General features: G+C 61.8%; 15 protein-coding genes. 14 read left to right on the top strand and 1 reads right to left on the bottom strand.

Translation table 11 applies throughout. From position 1 onward, the window contains the following. Positions 1 to 142: 142 nt before the first annotated feature. From CZ322_RS00245 to CZ322_RS00230, 4 genes are all read left to right on the top strand, one after another. On the top strand, positions 143 to 1,804 hold the full coding sequence (locus CZ322_RS00245) for a hypothetical protein (protein ID WP_087069732.1): 1,662 nt from the start codon (positions 143 to 145) through the stop codon (positions 1,802 to 1,804). Between the two features lie 54 nt (positions 1,805 to 1,858). Beyond that, positions 1,859 to 2,371 (top strand): hypothetical protein, encoded by a 513-nt coding sequence (locus CZ322_RS00240; protein WP_087069731.1) that lies wholly within the window; start codon positions 1,859 to 1,861, stop codon positions 2,369 to 2,371. Positions 2,372 to 2,497: 126 nt separating this feature from the next. Continuing rightward, positions 2,498 to 3,361, top strand: coding sequence for an HAD family hydrolase (locus CZ322_RS00235; RefSeq protein WP_101595459.1), 864 nt, complete (start codon positions 2,498 to 2,500; stop codon positions 3,359 to 3,361). Positions 3,362 to 3,826: 465 nt separating this feature from the next. Next, entirely contained in the window at positions 3,827 to 4,522 is a 696-nt protein-coding gene (locus tag CZ322_RS00230) for a GntR family transcriptional regulator (RefSeq protein WP_234984393.1), read from the top strand. A gap of 90 nt (positions 4,523 to 4,612) precedes the next feature. On the opposite strand, the gene CZ322_RS00225 is transcribed toward CZ322_RS00230, so the two are convergent. After that, the gene (locus tag CZ322_RS00225; protein WP_087069728.1) at positions 4,613 to 4,852 is read right to left on the bottom strand and encodes a hypothetical protein; all 240 of its coding nucleotides are present in this window, start codon (positions 4,850 to 4,852) and stop codon (positions 4,613 to 4,615) included. Between the two features lie 211 nt (positions 4,853 to 5,063). On the opposite strand from CZ322_RS00225, the gene CZ322_RS00220 reads away from it, so the two are divergent. The 10 genes from CZ322_RS00220 (at position 5,064) to CZ322_RS00175 (ending at position 16,729) form a co-directional block, all read left to right on the top strand. Next, entirely contained in the window at positions 5,064 to 5,714 is a 651-nt protein-coding gene (locus CZ322_RS00220) for a tripartite tricarboxylate transporter TctB family protein (protein ID WP_087069727.1), read from the top strand. An 18-nt stretch (positions 5,715 to 5,732) separates the two neighbouring features. Then, positions 5,733 to 7,427: a tripartite tricarboxylate transporter permease gene (locus CZ322_RS00215; RefSeq protein WP_087069726.1), complete on the top strand. Its 1,695-nt coding sequence runs from the start codon at positions 5,733 to 5,735 to the stop codon at positions 7,425 to 7,427. A gap of 2 nt (positions 7,428 to 7,429) precedes the next feature. Beyond that, positions 7,430 to 8,413, top strand: coding sequence for a tripartite tricarboxylate transporter substrate binding protein (locus CZ322_RS00210; protein ID WP_087069725.1), 984 nt, complete (start codon positions 7,430 to 7,432; stop codon positions 8,411 to 8,413). Between the two features lie 65 nt (positions 8,414 to 8,478). After that, positions 8,479 to 9,495, top strand: a complete 1,017-nt coding sequence (locus CZ322_RS00205) for a sugar phosphate isomerase/epimerase family protein (protein ID WP_087069724.1) — start codon at positions 8,479 to 8,481, stop codon at positions 9,493 to 9,495. Between the two features lie 75 nt (positions 9,496 to 9,570). Continuing rightward, on the top strand, positions 9,571 to 10,563 hold the full coding sequence (locus CZ322_RS00200; RefSeq protein ID WP_087069723.1) for a 4-hydroxythreonine-4-phosphate dehydrogenase PdxA: 993 nt from the start codon (positions 9,571 to 9,573) through the stop codon (positions 10,561 to 10,563). A 14-nt stretch (positions 10,564 to 10,577) separates the two neighbouring features. Continuing rightward, positions 10,578 to 11,912 (top strand): MFS transporter, encoded by a 1,335-nt coding sequence (locus tag CZ322_RS00195; protein WP_087069722.1) that lies wholly within the window; start codon positions 10,578 to 10,580, stop codon positions 11,910 to 11,912. A 95-nt stretch (positions 11,913 to 12,007) separates the two neighbouring features. Next, on the top strand, positions 12,008 to 12,976 hold the full coding sequence (locus tag CZ322_RS00190) for an amidohydrolase family protein (RefSeq protein ID WP_087069721.1): 969 nt from the start codon (positions 12,008 to 12,010) through the stop codon (positions 12,974 to 12,976). A gap of 10 nt (positions 12,977 to 12,986) precedes the next feature. Continuing rightward, positions 12,987 to 13,694, top strand: a complete 708-nt coding sequence (locus tag CZ322_RS00185) for a cyclase family protein (RefSeq protein ID WP_087069720.1) — start codon at positions 12,987 to 12,989, stop codon at positions 13,692 to 13,694. Further along, positions 13,695 to 15,014 (top strand): MFS transporter, encoded by a 1,320-nt coding sequence (locus CZ322_RS00180; RefSeq protein ID WP_087069719.1) that lies wholly within the window; start codon positions 13,695 to 13,697, stop codon positions 15,012 to 15,014. Positions 15,015 to 15,016: 2 nt separating this feature from the next. Beyond that, positions 15,017 to 16,729, top strand: coding sequence for a dihydroxyacetone kinase family protein (locus tag CZ322_RS00175; RefSeq protein ID WP_087069718.1), 1,713 nt, complete (start codon positions 15,017 to 15,019; stop codon positions 16,727 to 16,729). Positions 16,730 to 16,754: the final 25 nt, after the last annotated feature.

Genomic DNA, 16,754 nt, shown 5'->3' with positions numbered 1-16,754 from the left:
TGGCTTGGCGTAGCGGGCAGCTTGACACGGGGCTGGCCGCGGAACGCACCGTGGGCTGGTAGCGCGCGGGCGGGGATGCGTGGGGGATGCGCGGGCGGCGCATTATCGCTACTCTGGAAAGGCGCCGAAGGAAGGAAGTTTTGTGCCGCATCGTCACCGTCGACCCAGCACCGCCACCACGCCATTCACATTGTCGCGCACCTCCCGCCGCCCGCACCTGGCCTCGTTCGGCCTGCTCACCGTGCTGGCCCTTGTATTAGCGCTCAGCCTCAGTTCATGTAGCGGCGAGCCGAGCGCCGAGGAGCGCGGCCCCATTGCCGTGCATCGCGCACCGCAAGCGGACCTGGTACTCCCCACCGCGGATGCGGAAGGCGCCATTGCCGCCTCCGCCGCGCTTTTTGCCAGTGCCCACGTTGCGGTGCTGAGCGGCCCGGATTCGGTAGAACAGGCCGGTGAGCTGGCCGGGTCGCTGGGCGTGCCGGTTTTCCTGGTGGAGAGCGCGGAAGCGCAGCCTGAAGCGCAGGGTGCGCCCGAAGCGGATCAGCAGCCCGAAGCGCAGGCTGGCGGGAACGCCCTCGCCGCGGAATTTGAGCGGCTCGGCGTGCAGCATACCTTCCTGGTGGGAACCGCGAAGCCGGATTGGTTGAGCGGCGAAGCCGAAGAGTACCCTCCCGCGGAGGGTCAGGAATCCTCGCAGCCCGCAGAATCCTCGCAGCCGGCCGGCACTGCCCAGCCCACTCAGACCGGCCCAACCCACCTCACACCTGCCGATATCCACTACCTGCCGGCCACCGCCACCGCTCCATTCCCCGCGATTACTGATGGCGCGAATCCCGCCACCTTGGCCACGGTGCGCGCGGCAGGTGGCGCCGTCGTCGAATCACATCCTGATCCGCGCGCAAGCAGTGCAACTATCCAGGCGCTCGCGGGAAGTGAGGCGGCGGTGGCCAGTTTCGGCGTCGCCCTTCCGGATCTTTCGTGGCAGTTAGCCGCGGCGCGCAGCGGCACGGAACTACCCGGCGGCGGGCAGTTGGTGCTGGAAGGCAAGCGGTACGTGGCGCTCTACGGTTCGCCGGTCACGGCCGCGCTCGGGGTGCTCGGCGAACAGGGCGTGGAGGAAACCGCGGCGCGCGCCGATGCGCATGCCCAGCCGTACCGCGCGCTCACGGAGGATACGGTGATCCCCGCGATGGAGCTCATCGTGACGGTGGCGGCCGGGCAGCCCGGCGACGATGGCAATTATTCGCACGAATGGGATCCGGATATTTTCGTGCCCTATATTGAGGCGGCCGCGCGCCACGGCCAGTACGTGGTGCTCGATTTCCAGCCCGGGCGTTCCAGCTTCCCTGAGCAGGTCAAACGCTATGAGAAGCTGCTGCGCTACCCGAATGTGGGCATCGCGCTGGACCCGGAATGGCGCCTGGGCCCGGAGGATTTCCCGCTTGAGCGCATCGGTCACGTGGAGATTGCCGAGGTGAACGAGACGGTGCGGTGGCTCGCCGATTTTGTGCGGGAGAATCAGCTGCCGCAGAAAGTCGTGATCCTGCACCAGTTCCAGGTGCAGATGCTGCGCGATGTTGATCAGCTTGACCAGTCGCGTGCCGAAGTCGCGCTGGTCATTCACGCCGACGGCCAAGGCAGCCAGCCCGCCAAGCAGGACACCTGGCGCACCTTGCACAGCCACGCGCCCGCCGGTGTGGCGTGGGGCTGGAAGAACTTTTACGATGAGGACAAACCGATGCTCACGCCGGAGGAAACCTACACCCAGGTGGAGCCGACCCCGGCCTTCGTGAGCTACCAGTAACGCGGGCGGATTCGCGGGCGCGTTCGGCGCGGGTTCAGAAACGAAAGGCAGAAGATGCGGAGCACGAAAATGATGGCCTTAGCCGCGGGAGCGGTGGCCGCGTTCTGCGGCGTGGCGGGCCTGGGTGGATGCAGTGGTGATACGACGACGCCGCCATCGGCCACGCCCCTCCCGGGCGGGCCGGGGGATACCGCGCAGTTCCCGTCTGAGGCTATCGCGCACGGCACCGGAGAAGTGAAGGTGCGCGGCGGGGTCATTATGTCGGGTGGCGTGGCCACCATGTGCGATGTGTTCCTGGAGAGCTACCCGCCGCAATGCGGGGGAGCCCGGGTGACTATCGCCGGCTTGGAAAGCTATTCGCCGCAGGAGCTGGGCTTGGAAACTGTGGACCCGAAAATCGTGACCCGGCCGGGTGAGACCCCCAAGCCGGCCAGCCCGGATCCGGCCTGGGGTGAGCTGGCCCTAACGATTGATATTACGGAGATTGCTGCGGATGGCCAGTCGGCCACCGCGCAGCTGGTGGAAATTCACGGGAAGGACGGGAAGGAAACGATTAGCCACCGGTAGCTGCACCGGGTGTGGGCGTGGCCCGCGCGGGTCGCGGGTGTGTTCGGGCAGGTCGGTTGCCCGGTGCACGGGCCGCGGGCGGTGCAGCCCCTCCCGGAGCGCGCGCGAGTAGCGTACCGTGGAGATATGGCTATTCATGTGGACCTGGAAGCTGAGCTTCCCGCAGACCTTCTCACCATTGACGCGCTGGCCCTCGATTTGGACGGCACCCTGGCGCGCAATGACAAACACGTTTCCGATGCCACGATTGCGGCGCTGGCCCGGCTGCACGCCACCGGCGTCGCGATTATTGTGGCGACCGGCCGGGTATACCCGGCTACCGTCGGGATTTACGAGCGGGCCAATATTGACGGCCCGCTTATCGCGGCGAGCGGCGCGATGGCGGTGGCATCCGTGCGGGAATATGCGCATGGCGCGGCGGGCGCGGCGTCGTACGAACCTATGGATGACGCGCTCTACGCACGCATCCTCGACTTTTGCCGCACGCACGACCTCCAGCTGGTTATTTTCGGGCGCGACCATCTTTTCGCGAAGGAGGACGGTGAAGCGGTGCGGGTGCTGGCCGAGCGCAACGAAGGCGAGCAGCCCATCGTGGCGGATCTGGAGGCGCTGCCGCACGAGGATCGCCTCAAGGCCGCGCTGTTCGCGAACGACGCCGAATATGAACGCATCCGCGCCGACCTCGCGGCCGAATTCCCCAACGCGGCGCGCTCTTATGACGGCACCATCGAAGTGACCAGCCCGGCCACCGATAAATGGGTGGCGCTGCGCACCATCCTCGAGGGGCTGGGCGTTCCGGTGGCGCGCACCGCCGGCATTGGCGATTCCGCCAATGACCTGCCCTGGCTGCGCGAAGTGGGCGTGGCGATCTGCCCGTCCAATTCGGTGGCGGCCGTCAAGGAGATTTCCGCCTATGAGATCGGCTCCAATGATGAGGATGCCGTGGCCGCGCTGTGCAACCGGATCGCGGAGGTGAGGGAGGGGCGCTAACAGGGCAGCCCCCGAGCTGCTAGCTCGGCTGCCGCGCCGTCGTTCCTGTACATAGTGACCTTGACTCAAGTCCCGGAGCCGGCCCGGCGCCCTCGGTATACTATGCCCATACCCCCGCCTCTGTGACGCGAAATGCCGCGTGCCAACGCCGCGGAACGGCGGGCGAAGAGGGTGTTTCTGTCTCTTTTTCACCTCTNCGGCTCCAATGATGAGGATGCCGTGGCCGCGCTGTGCAACCGGATCGCGGAGGTGAGGGAGGGGCGCTAACAGGGCAGCCCCCGAGCTGCTAGCTCGGCTGCCGCGCCGTCGTTCCTGTACATAGTGACCTTGACTCAAGTCCCGGAGCCGGCCCGGCGCCCTCGGTATACTATGCCCATACCCCCGCCTCTGTGACGCGAAATGCCGCGTGCCAACGCCGCGGAACGGCGGGCGAAGAGTGTGTTCATTGGATTCCGAGGAGTCGCCGTGGCCGTCACCGGTTCTCTGCTTAAGCGTCGTCGCTCTGCTTTACGCGACGAGGTGTATTCCACCATTCTCGATATGCTGCTGGGCGGCGTGTTCCAGCCGGAAGAATCCTTAAGTATTGACGGTCTGGCCCGTGATCTTGACGTATCTCCCACCCCGGTGCGTGAAGCCATGGTGGAAATGGAGCATACCGGCTTGGTGGAGCGCCTGGCGCGGCGCGGCTACCGGGTGGCTCCTCCCATCTCTACCGAGCAAATTCGCAAACTTATTGACGTTCGTAAGCTTCTAGAACTCCAGGCGGTGGACTGGGCGTATCCGCACGCCGCGCAGCTCCTTCCGGAATTGCGCCAGGCCCACGCCGAACACGAAGTGGCGTGGCAGAATCTTGAGCATGAAAAAGGGCATCTTGACCTCGCCCATATCCGCCACTATTTCGACGCCGATTGGAACTTCCACCGCGTTATCATTCGCTACGCAAATAATTCTTATCTGGAATCGGCGGTGGATAACCTCGCTTTCCAGGCCCATCGCATTCGCCAAACGGTGGGGGAGGGCAGCTCTGACGGAGCCCAGGCCACCGCGGAGCACCATGCGATTTTGGAGGCTTTCGCTTCGGGCACTCGCGAGGATGCGCTAGCCGCAATGGAAGCCCACCTCAACGGGGTGTTGCGCCGCTCGATTTCCGACGCGGAATAAATGCCTTGCGTGGCGCGGTTCGCGTTCGCCGCGGCATGTGCGGTTCAGATAAATGGGCGACGACGCCGCGCCCATCGACACCTCGCTTACCTAGCCACCACGGCCGGCCCGGCGAATCCGCCGCGCCGCAATCGCGAGGCTGATAAAAATCCATACCGGCCACGCCCAGCAGGTAGCTAAAGCGAGGTAGGTGGTTCGCCGCGCGCTCCGATCCAGCCGCGACTGGGGATCTTGCGCCGCGCGGCGCAATCCGCGGATCAGGTTAACAGCCCAGAGCACCGCCACGCCCAGGTAGATAACAATCCCGACCGTGATGAGAATCTGCCCCATTGCTCCTCCTTCGGCATCGGTGCCCGCAGCCTAGAAAGCTTCACTCCTGTGTGGCTTCGGCACCTCAGGGTACCGCGCGGCCCTTGTCACAGAATCCTATACGATATAGGATATTGGAAACTTAGTAGCGCACGTCACTGTCGATGTTGGTTTCAAAGCCGAAACGTCATCCCTACCACAGAAGTGCACTACCAGAAGGAAAGGTTGCTCGATGAGGAGTACAACGGTGAAGACCGATGGAGACCCTGGGATGCACCCACCCGGCGCGGTTTCTCAGAACACCACGGGTGCCACCACAAGCGCGCCGGTACAAGCTCAACGTTCGGGCGGGAACCGTGATATCGGTGCCCTGGTTTTCCGCCTCGTTATTTTAGGTATCGGCATCTACGTCATCGTGGCGGGATGGAATTACGGACTGTCACAAGATAATGGCGAAGTTGGCGCGGGGCTCATGCCCTTCATTGCCGGTTGCGTTATTGTGCTTGCTTCGATCTGGGATCTTATTCGCTCCAGCATCACCAAGCCGGCACCGGCTGCCAGTCCCGAAGACGACGAATCCGTCCAGCTCATGGAGCAGTACGCGGCCGAAGAAACGCCCGCGGAAGGCGAGCGCACCGAACGCCAGCGCCAGCTCGCGGTGGTCTACGTGTTCCTCGCGATGCTCGGCGCAATTATCCTCACCCGGGTCATCGGCCTGCTGCTGTCTGTCACGCTCATGGTCTTTGTCCTCGTTGTTTTCGTGGAACGGCGTACGTGGTGGAAGGGGCTCCTCGCCGCTATTCTCACCTTCCTCTTCGGCTACGTGGTCTTCTCGGTACTGCTCCAAGTACCGCTTCCCACCGGAATGCTCGACCTGGTGTAAGGGAGGAAAGAACACATCATGATTGAGAATCTTCTGCTCGGTTTCCAAACATCCCTCACCCCGGACAATCTGCTCTGGTGTTTTATTGGGGTACTCCTCGGTACTGTTATCGGGATGCTCCCTGGCCTGGGGGCCACCACGGGCGTGGCAATTCTGTTGCCGCTTACTCTCACGATGGAGCCAGTCACCGCGCTTATTATGCTCGCGGGTATTTACTACGGGTGCCAGTACGGCGGCACGATTGCCGCGGTTCTTATTGCCACCCCGGGGGATGCCAGCGCCGTCGCAACAGTGATAGACGGCTACTCTTTAGCCCGAAAAGGAAAAGCGGGTAAGGCGCTCGCGATTGCGGCCATCGGCTCCTTCTTCGCAGCCATTGTTTCCCTCATCCTGCTCTGCCTGGTAGCAGCCCCTATCGCGCAATTCGCGCTGCGTTTCGGCCCGGCTGAAATGCTCGCCATTATGATCATGGGCCTGCTCACCATCATCTCCTTCTCTGGCGATAACCTCGCCAAGGGACTCATGATGGCCGGCATCGGCCTGGTGCTCTCCACTGTGGGAATGTCCTCGGCCTTCGCGGCTTCGCGCTTCACCTTTGGAAGCGTGAGTTTGCTGGGCGGCATTGATTTCGTCGTCGTTATGATCGGAGTCTTCGCCATCGGAGAGGTTGTCTCCCAGATCGGCGCGGGCACCGCGAAACCCATTCGTGCCCGCATGCGTGACATGGTCATCAAACCCTCCGATATTAAGCAGGCTTTTCCTGCTATTACCCGCGGTACCGGGCTCGGCTTCGTGCTCGGCTGCCTGCCCGGAGCGGGATCTACCCTCGCTTCCCTGGTCGCCTACGGAGCGGAAAAGCAGGTCTCCAAGAACTCTCGCAACTTTGGTAAGGGCGCCATTGAAGGCGTGGCAGCGTCCGAATCGGCAAATAACGCTGCGGCCAATGCGAATTTCGTTCCGACTCTCGCGCTGGGTGTTCCCGGTGGTACGACGACGGCAGTCCTCCTCGGCGCCTTTGTCATGTACGGGATCCAGCCCGGGCCCCTCCTTTTTGAGAACCAACCCACGCTGGTATGGGGCTTGCTGACGTCCTTCTTCATCGGAAACGTCATCCTGCTTATCCTCAACCTGCCCATGGCACCGGTTTTCGCCCAGGTCCTGCGTTTGCCCTACTCCTACCTCTACCCGCTCATCATCTTCTTCTCGATGTTCGGGGCCTTCGCGGTGGAAAATGGCGTTTTCGCGCTCACGGTTCTCTTTGTTGCGGGCTTGGCCGGGTTCTTCATCAAGAAATACAACTATCCGACGGCGCCGCTCATCCTGGGCATGGTGCTCGGGCCCATGGTGGAACGCTATCTGGTGCAGACCTCCGCTTTCAGCCAGGGCGATCTCACCATCGTATTCCGCCAGCCCCTGGCCTTGACGATCCTCGGCATCACCCTGGCCATCATGGTGGTTCCCGGCCTCCTCAAGCGTTTCTCACGTAAATCCAGCCGCAAGTCCGCGGCGGCCGAGGTCCCCGCGGAGGTAACTTCCGCGGAGGAACCCGAACCGCTCGCGGACCTTGCGCGACCCGCTGCCGTGGGGGAGCACGCCGGCTCGGCCGCGCGCGGAACCCGCGCTCTCGACACGACAACCACGCCACCGCCGGCTCTCACGCCCAGCGGTGACATCCCCCAATCCGGATCAACGACGATCAACTCAAAGGAATAACAATGAAAATCTCACGACTCATGAGCGGTATCGCCGCTGTTAGCTGCGCGCTCCTCGCCCTATCCGGCTGTCAGGATAAGGACGGTGGCTCCTCCGCAGGAGGAAGCGATTTCGATCCCGGTGCCCGTATCACCATGGTGGTGCCCATGGCCCCCGGCGGCGGATCGGATATGTCCGGCCGTGCCATCGCCTCCGGTCTGGAGAACGTCACGGGTAAATCCATTTCGGTGGAGAATCGTCAGGGGGCCGGCGGTGCCGTCGGCTACGCCGCATTCCTGGGCGAAGAAGGCGACACCTCCAAGCTCCTCGCCACCGAAACTGCCCTCATTAACCTTCCTCTCACCGAAAATGTGCCCTTTACCTGGCGCAGCTTCACCCCGATTATGAAGGTGGGTCAGGACTCGACGATTATGGTCGTCAAGAAGGGTTCTCCCTACAACTCTTGCCGTGCCGTGGTGGACGCGGCGAAGGCCGGGTCGGTCAAGGTTTCCATCTCCGGTGGCGTGACCGGTAACGATGCTATCCAATTCGGGCTCATCGAAAAGGATCAGGGCGTGCAATTCCAGCGCGTGCCTTACGAATCTGGCGGTGAGGCAGTGACGGCGCTGCTCGGTGGCCACGTTGATGTCGCCCTGGGTAACCCCAGCGAAGTAATGGGCCAGCTGGAAGCCGGCGATCTTGTTCCGCTGTGCGTGATCTCCGATGAGCGCTACCACTACGATGCGCTCAAGGACATCCCCACCACCGTGGAGGAAGGCATTAACGTGACCTTCTCCCAGTTCCGCGGTCTCATCGCTCCGGGTGGAATCAGTGATGAAGCCCGCGAGTACTGGATCGATGCGGCAAAGAAGTACAGCGAAAGCAAGGACTTCACCAGCTACATGGAAACCAACTTCATGCAGATCGATCCTCTCTTCGGCGATGATTTCGTCAAGTATCTCGAAGAGTACGAAGCAGATCTCAAGAAGGGACTCGGGCAGAGCTAAGGCTCGCTAGCAATAAGCGAATAGGCGCCGGCCCCGGAGACGGGGCCGGCGAAAGGAGTGATGAGGTGTATACGGCGGATACCTGGCCAATTGCAGCCAAGATGAATTTCGGATCCCGCACGGAAACAGGGGAGGATATAGCCACAGCGCCGTTGAGCGTATGGGAAGACCAGCTTCTGCAAGTCAAAGAACTCGGCTTCAGCGCTATTGACCCGATGGATGACTGGGTTCCCCTCGTTGATCTACCCGAAGAACGTTTCGCGTCCTTCCGGGATATGTGCCGGGATCTCGACCTCAGCATTCCAGCTATTTCCGTGGGTAGGCGTTCCGTCGTTGATGTTCGCAACGGAGATACCAATCTTGCCTTCGTACACGATCTCATTGACCGTGGGCATGAGCTCGGGGCACAGGTTATCAATATCGGCTTTATGGAAGCCCTCACCCCGGCGCAGGAAAAGGCGCTGTGGTTCTGGTTGGCCCCCGGGCACGTATGCGATCCGCAGCTGCGCCCGCTCGCAATAGAGCGGGTGCGGGAACTAGCCCGGCACGCCGGGCAATACGGGATGCAGATCAGCCTGGAAATGTACGAGGACACCTACGTGGGAACCCACGATGGCGCGGTGAGCTTCGTGCGCGATATTGACCGTGACAACGTAGGGCTCAATCCGGATATCGGTAATCTCATCCGCCTCCACCGGCCTATGCCCAGCTACCAGGAGATGTTCGATGCAGTTCTTCCTTACGCCAATTACTGGCATATCAAGAATTACATTCGCGATGAGGACCCAGAAACCGGTACCTATATGTCCGCACCAGTTCCCCTGGAAAGCGGACTTATTAACTATCGCGCCGTGATCCGGCAGGGCTTGCGGGGCGGATTCACCGGAGCGTTCATGGTGGAACACTACGGCTCGGACTGGCTGGGTGTGGGCGCGACCAACGCACGCTATATCCGCCAGGTGCTCCGCTCCGCCTTGCGCACCATTGATCCCTTCGCCGCTGATGGAGATTCCGTTCGCTCCGCTACGTCCCCCGCTGGCGGGTCCAGCGGCGGCGAAGCCGCTGCGGCGTCGTCGTACTAATTCTCGAACCTTTTCGCCTCAGTTACCTGTCCGTCCTCGGCCGCACTCGCGGCCACACCTACAAAGGAGAAAACAATGACTACCGTTCCCAATCTCGCTATGACTATCGGTGATCCTTCGGGTATCGGCCCGGAACTGGCCATGAAGCTGTGCGCTGATGAAGAAAACCGCGCAAAGGCCAATATTAAGCTGCTCGCTTCGGCTACCGAAGTGGAGAAATATTGCGCCGAACTTTCCCTGAGCTTCCCCTATTCGGAAGAAGCGAAGCCCGGTGAGGTGCAGATCGTGGGATCCGAACTGCAAGATCAGCCCGTCAAGCGCGGAGAACATTCCGTGGAAGGCGGCCGGCGCGTGAAATCTGATCTCCTCAAGGCTATCGGTATGTACAAGGAAGGCAAGGCAGACGCCATTATCTTCCTCCCTCTCAATAAAGCCGCACTCCACGAAGCCGGTATGCACGAAGAAGACGAGCTGCGCTGGTTCGCCAAGGAACTCAACTACGACGGCTTCACCTCCGAACTTAATTTCATTCCCGGACTCACCACCTCGCGTGTGACCTCGCATTGCGGCATCTCGCAGGTAGCCGCCCGCATTAACGCCCGGGCGGTACGCGATGCCATTAATCTGCTCAACGATGTTATTAAGGGCATCGGGGTGGAAGAACCGCGTATTGCGGTATGCGCGCTCAACCCGCACGGGGGAGAATCCGGGCAGTTCGGCCGCGAAGAAATCGACCATATCGCCCCGGGCGTGGAACTTGCGCAGTTCGACGGCGTTAATGTGCAGGGTCCCTTCCCGCCGGACACCACCTTCATGCGTGCCCAGAAGGGGAATTTCGACGGCGTTGTTACGATGTACCACGACCAAGGCCAGATCGCACTCAAGACCATTGGCTTCGATAAGGGCGTGACAGTTCAGGGCGGTTTGCCGGTTCCGCTGGCTACCCCGGCGCACGGTACCGCCTACGAAATCGTGGGCCAGGGCATCGCCTCCATCGGGCCCTCCCAGCGAGCCTTCGATATTGCTACCTCCCTCGGTATCAAGACCGCGGAAGCGGCCCAGGCATAGGAAGCCGGTTCACCATGTCCGTTCACAAGCACGCAGTGAGCCACCCGAAGAAGGGGAAAAAATCGAAGATTCGCATCGAAGTCTTCATGATTTTATGGCTCATTATTCTGCTCAATTACATCGACCGCACCACCCTGTCCATCGCCCTGCCCTTTATCGATAAGGAACTGGGCATCGATGAGGATATGCAGGGGTGGATCCTTTCCACCTTCTTCTGGACCTACCTCATTTTCCAGGTTCCCGGTGGCTGGCTCCTCGATAAATTCGGGCCGCGCCGCGTGATCGGTGCAGCCGGGGCGCTCTGGGGTGGAACCCAGATGGTTATCGGTTTTATCCACACCGGTTTGGGCTTCGGGGTCTCCCGCCTGCTCCTCGGCGCATTGGAAGCTCCGTGTGCGCCTTCGGGCTCCAAGCTCAACTCATCGTGGTTGCCTTCCGGGGAACGCGCCCGCGGTGCCACCTTCGTGGATATGGCCGGAGCCTTCGGATCCGCCGTGGGTGGCATTATGGTCACCGCCATTATTGGCTTCTTCGGATCCTGGCGCTGGGCCTTCTATATCACCGGCGGGATCACGGTTATCGTCGCGATTATCTACTACATCTGGGTACGTGACACTCCGGAAGAACACCCGCGGGTGAGCGCGGAAGAACTCGAACATATCCGCGAAGGTGAGGTAGGCCAGGAAGGCGCCGAACTCACCGCGGAAGAAAAGGCCAAGCTCCCGCGCATCGTGGACTACGCGCGTTCCACCTCCTGGTGGGCGTTCTGGTTTGGGCGCCTGGGCTGGGCCACCGTATGGTGGGGACTCATCTCCTGGACCCCGTCCTACCTCTCGCGCGCTCGCGATTTCGATCTGGCCGGCCTGGGCTGGGGCACCTTCTTCATGTTCATGATGGGCGTGGTGGGCCAGCTGGTAGCCGGGTGGCTCGCGGACTGGGGGCGGCGCACCTTCAACGATTACAACAAGGTTATGAAGGCGCTGCTGGTCGGCTCCGCCCTCGGCATGGCGGTATGCGTGGCAGCTATCCCCTTCGCGCCCTCCGGAATGACCGCCCTCTTCCTGCTCTCAGGTGCCGTGTTCTTCACGAACTTCGGTGGGCTGTACTGGGCGATCCCGGCCTGGCTCGCCCCGAAGAGCCAGGTGGGCACGGTGGGTTCCGTCATGAATATGGCCTCGTCCCTGGGCGGCGCGCTCGCCCCCATCATCATGGGCTACGCGATCAAGGCAGCCGGGGGCTCCTTCACCGGAGCGTTCGTATTCCTCGCCTGCGCGGCAGGACTGTACATGATCGGTTCCGCCCTCATTAATTTCAATCGTCCCTTGGCGCAGCGACGGGTCACCGCATAAGCGCGCCTCATAGCGACGAATTTTTGGGTGCGGTGGTGCCACTGCGGCATGTGCCACCGCGATGGCGCCACCGCACCCGGACCAAGGAGGAAACAATGGAGTTATACACAGGTCCAGTCATTGACGCGCACCATCACTTCTGGGAGCCGCATCTGGGATACCAGCCCTGGCTGCGCCCCGATGCGCATATTCCTTTCCGCTACGGCAATTACGATCCGATCAAAGTTGATTTCTTGCCGGCGGATCTCACCGATTTAGCCGCGAGTATTAACCTCAACCTCGTCGGTTCGGTAACGATGGAAACCGAATGGGAACTGGATGATCCAGTTGGCGAAATGCGCTATACCCAAAATATTGCAGATCGCTTCGGACTCCCCAACGCCGGGGTAGGGCACGCGATTCTCAAAGATCCGCAGGTGCAGGGCACCCTCGAAGAATTAGCGGAGATTCCCATTGTGCGCGGGGTTCGTAATAAGCCCGGGCAATCCGATTCGCCGGCCAGCGCGGAAAGCAACCCGAGCCTGCTCACTGACCCGCAGTGGCAGAAAGGCTACGCCGCGCTACGTACCGTTGGATTGAGTTTCGACCTGCAAGTGGCCTGGTGGCATATGACCGAGGCGAAAACCGTTCTGGATGAGAACCCGGATATTCCCCTCATTATCAACCACTCCGGACTCCCCGCGGATCGCCACCCGGAAATGATCGCCGGCTGGGCGCGCGCCCTGGAATTCATGGCGCAATATCCGCAGGTCTCCATCAAGATTTCCGGGATCGGGCTGAAAGACCAGCCCTGGACCGTGGAAAATAACCGTCCCATCGTGGAAAGAATCACCGAGATTTTCGGAACCGAACGCATTATGTTCGCCTCGAATTTCCCGGTCGATTCCATCGCCGGAAGCTTCGCCGATATTTGGAATGGCTTCCGTGAGATCACAAGCGGATGGTCTCAGGCGGAACAACGAGCCGCCTACGCAGAGAACGCGGTGCGGATCTACCGCCTCCCGTCGGATCTGCTCAACACAACATCGGAAGCCGTGCGCACCGCCGCGCACGTCGAAAAATAGGACAACTACCATGGGATTTTTCGATCACTATCGCGTCGTCGATCTGTCGATGCTTATTGAGCCGCATTGGCGTTTCGCTCCGGAGTTCGCCTTCAAGGAACTTCCGAAACCGGAATTTACCTTCCGTTCCACCGTTCTCAAAGATTACGGTGCCCATAATTTCTCCCATTGCGATGCGCCCCAGCACGTTGATCGGGCCCTGGAAACCATCGAGATGCTCCCCATCGAGCGTTTCTGCGGGGAAGCCAGCCTGATCGACGTTGCGGATTTGGGCGATAACGCTGCACTTTCCCGCGAAGTTCTTGAGGCCCGGGCCGGCGCGGTACGCGCCGGCGACGTCGTACTTATCCGCAGCAACCAGGCGCTGCGCCACCCCACAACCGAGCCAGAATTCTGGACCATGTCCCCGTGGATTACGAAGTCCGGCGCGGAATACCTCCTCGAGCTGGAGGCCAAGGCAATCGCTTTTGATTTCCCGCAGGACCGGGCGATCCGTGAACCGTACCTCACGGATTTCGAGCATCACGAACCCATCGAAGACTGGGCCTGCCATACCGTGCTGCTACCCAAGGGAATCCTGCAAATCGAATACCTGGCCGGGCTGGAACAGCTTAGCCAGGAGCGCTTCCTCTTCTTCGCGGCACCTTTGAAAATCAAGGGTGCAGATGGCGGCCCTGCACGCGTCTACGCGCTCAAAACAATCGCCGAGGAGGCATAAATGACAACCCCGGTCCACGTTCCCACGTCAGCGCGGCGCCGCTGGAAAATTCTCATCCCCGTCATTATCACGATCTACATCATCGCGTATATCGACCGTGTCAATATTGGCTTCGGCATGGAAGGCATCCGGGAAAGCCTCAATATGGATGCTTCCCAGGCTGGGTTCGCCGCGGGAATCTTCTTCATCGGGTACCTGGTACTCCAGGTCCCGGGCGGCTACCTGGCGCAAAAGTGGAGTGCCCGGAAAGTTGTTTTTGTGCTGATGATCGGGTGGGGAGTCTGCGCGATTCTGGCCGGTTTCGTCCACTCGTATACGCAGCTACTCATTGCGCGCTTTACGCTCGGGGTTTTCGAGGGCGGGGTGCAGCCAGCACTTATGGTCCTCATTTCCCGGTGGTTCTCCAAGGCAGAACGCGGGCGGGCCTTCTCGCTGTTCATCATGCACAATCCCATCGCCACGATCATCACCGGTCCCTTCGCCGGCCTTATTCTCATGTACGGGAACTGGCGCGAACTCTTCATTATTCAGGGGGCGCTGCCGCTGGTTATCGGCGTGGGACTGTGGTGGTACTTCGCGGCCGATAATCCGGATACAGCCCGGTGGATCGACCAGGATGAAAAGGACGAGATCCGCGCCCTGCAAATCATCGACGGCAACGAAAAGCCGGTGGAATCGGATTGGCGCCTCGCGGTGCGCAATCCCTTCACCTGGTACCTGGCTTTCCTGGGGATGTTTGTGTGGTTGGGCTTCTACGGGCTCCAGATTTGGTTGCCCACCCTCCTCAAGCAGTCCTTCCACGGTTCGCTCACGGTGGGTCTGGTTTCTGCGATCCCGCCCGTCTGCGCCGGTATTGCTATCTGGTTCAACGGCAAGGGCGCGGATCGCGACCAGCGCTACTGCACCCGCGTGGGTATTCCGCTCATCCTCGGCGGTATTATCTTGGCGCTTTCTTCCTTCGTGACGGCGGACCAGCGGTGGTTGGTGGTGGTTGCGCTCGCGGCGGCAACCGCCTGCCAGCTCTCCTTCTTCGCCCCGTACTGGACGATCAACTCCCTGCTGCTGCCCCCGGCGGCGGTGGGTGCCGGCTTCGGTATCATTAACGGTATCGGGAACCTCGGCGGAATGCTCGGCCCGTACCTCGGCGGATGGCTGCAAGATCTCACGAACGGAAATATGTTCGCTACCACGGTGTTCTTCGGGGTATCGGTCGCCGTTGCCGGGCTCATGGCTTTCGGCCTATCCGGTGCGGTGCGAGCAAAAATCGCTGAGGATCGCGCCCGCCAGAGTGCAATCCTCAAAGATCAACCAACGGAGTAACAATGACGTTTATCTACAACGATCCCAAACAATTCCCCGCTGAAGCCCTCGCGGGTTTCATCGCCGCCAATGAGCGGTACGTGGAAGCGGTGCACGGCGGTGTCGTCCGTTCTACTACCTCCCCGGAGGGCGAAGTCGCCCTGGTGATCGGGGGCGGCTCGGGGCATTACCCGGCCTTCCCCGGCTGGGTCGGCCCGGGCATGGCGCACGGCTGCGTATGCGGGAACGTTTTTGCGTCCCCCTCGCAGTCCCAGGTCACCGCGGTATCCCAGGCTGCCGATAACGGCGGCGGCGTACTTCTCATGTACGGCAATTACGCCGGGGACGTCCTCCACTTCGGGAAAGCCGCCAGCATCATGCGTGCAGACGGCCTGGACGTGCGCGAAGTACAGATTTCTGACGACGTCGCATCGGGCACCCCGGACAAACACCGCGACCGCCGGGGCATCGCGGGCGACCTCTTCGTCGTGAAAGTAACCGGCGGGGCGATTGCCGCCGGGTACAACTTGGACGAAGCCGAACGCATCGGCTGGCACGCCAACGATTCCACCCGCACCCTCGGGGTGGCCTTCACCGGCTGCACCCTCCCGGGAGCAGGCGAACCACTCTTTACCGTGCCGGATGGGAAGTTTGCCCTCGGCTTGGGTATTCACGGTGAGCCCGGGATTTCTGAACACGAGCACGCCACCGCGGACGAGCTGGCGGCCCTGTTGGTAGACGGCGTGCTTGCCGAAGAACCCGAACGCCGCGAGGGCGGTTACAACGGGCGCGTGACCGTGATCGTCAACGGACTGGGCGGAGTGAAGTATGAAGAAATGTTCGTGCTCTACCACGCCGTTTCCACCCTCCTGGCCGAGCGCGGCTTGGAGGTCGTGGCACCGGTGGTGGGCGAACAGGTGACCTCACTCGATATGGCCGGGGTTTCCCTCACGGTGGCTTTCCTCGATGAAGAGCTGGAGAAGTTCTGGCTAGCCGGAGCGGATACCCCCGCTTTCCGCACCGGAAATGTGGAGAACCAGCAGCGCCGCGAACGCCCCGTTGCTGAAGCACACGCGGTAGAACTCAGTGCCGGCGCGCCGGAATCGGCAGCGCAAGCGGAACGCATCGCTACCGTTTTCACCGCCTTTGCCGATGCTGCTATCGCGGCGGAAGCGGATCTGGGCAAGCTGGATTCCATCGCCGGAGATGGCGACCACGGCCAGGGTATGACCCTCGGCTCGGTGGCCGCGCGCGATGCAGTGCGCCGGGCGCTCAGTGCCAAGGCTGGGGCAGCCAGCTTGGTGGACGCCGCCGGTAAGGCCTGGTCCGAAGGCGCGGGCGGAACTTCGGGCGCGCTCTGGGGAGATGCCATCTGTCAGGCCGCCACCCACCTTGATGATGGCGCGGCGGTTTCGGCCGAAACATTGGGCGCAGCCGTGGTCGATGCGGCGCGGAATGTGGCGCGGGACGGTGGCGCCATCGTCGGAGATAAAACGATGGTGGACGCAACCGAACCTTTTGCCGATGCGCTGGAAAAGGAACTCGCCGGGGGCGCTGGCCTCAAGGAAGCCTGGACCCGTGCGGCTGAAGTAGCCCGCGAGGCCGCTGAGGCCACCGCGGAACTGGCCGCACGCAAGGGTCGGGCCAAGACCCACGGCGATGCGTCACTTGGGCACCCGGATCCGGGCGCGGTGTCCTTCGCCCTGCTCATGGCCGCCGCAGCGGAGGCGCTCTGAGGCCAATCTGCACGAACCGCGCAAG

It is taken from the genome of Actinotignum timonense (assembly GCF_900155575.1).
Classification (GTDB): Bacteria; Actinomycetota; Actinomycetes; order Actinomycetales; family Actinomycetaceae; genus Actinotignum; species Actinotignum timonense.
The sequence above is the reverse complement of the archived record's forward strand: the minus strand, read 5'-3'. Positions and strand labels throughout refer to the sequence as shown.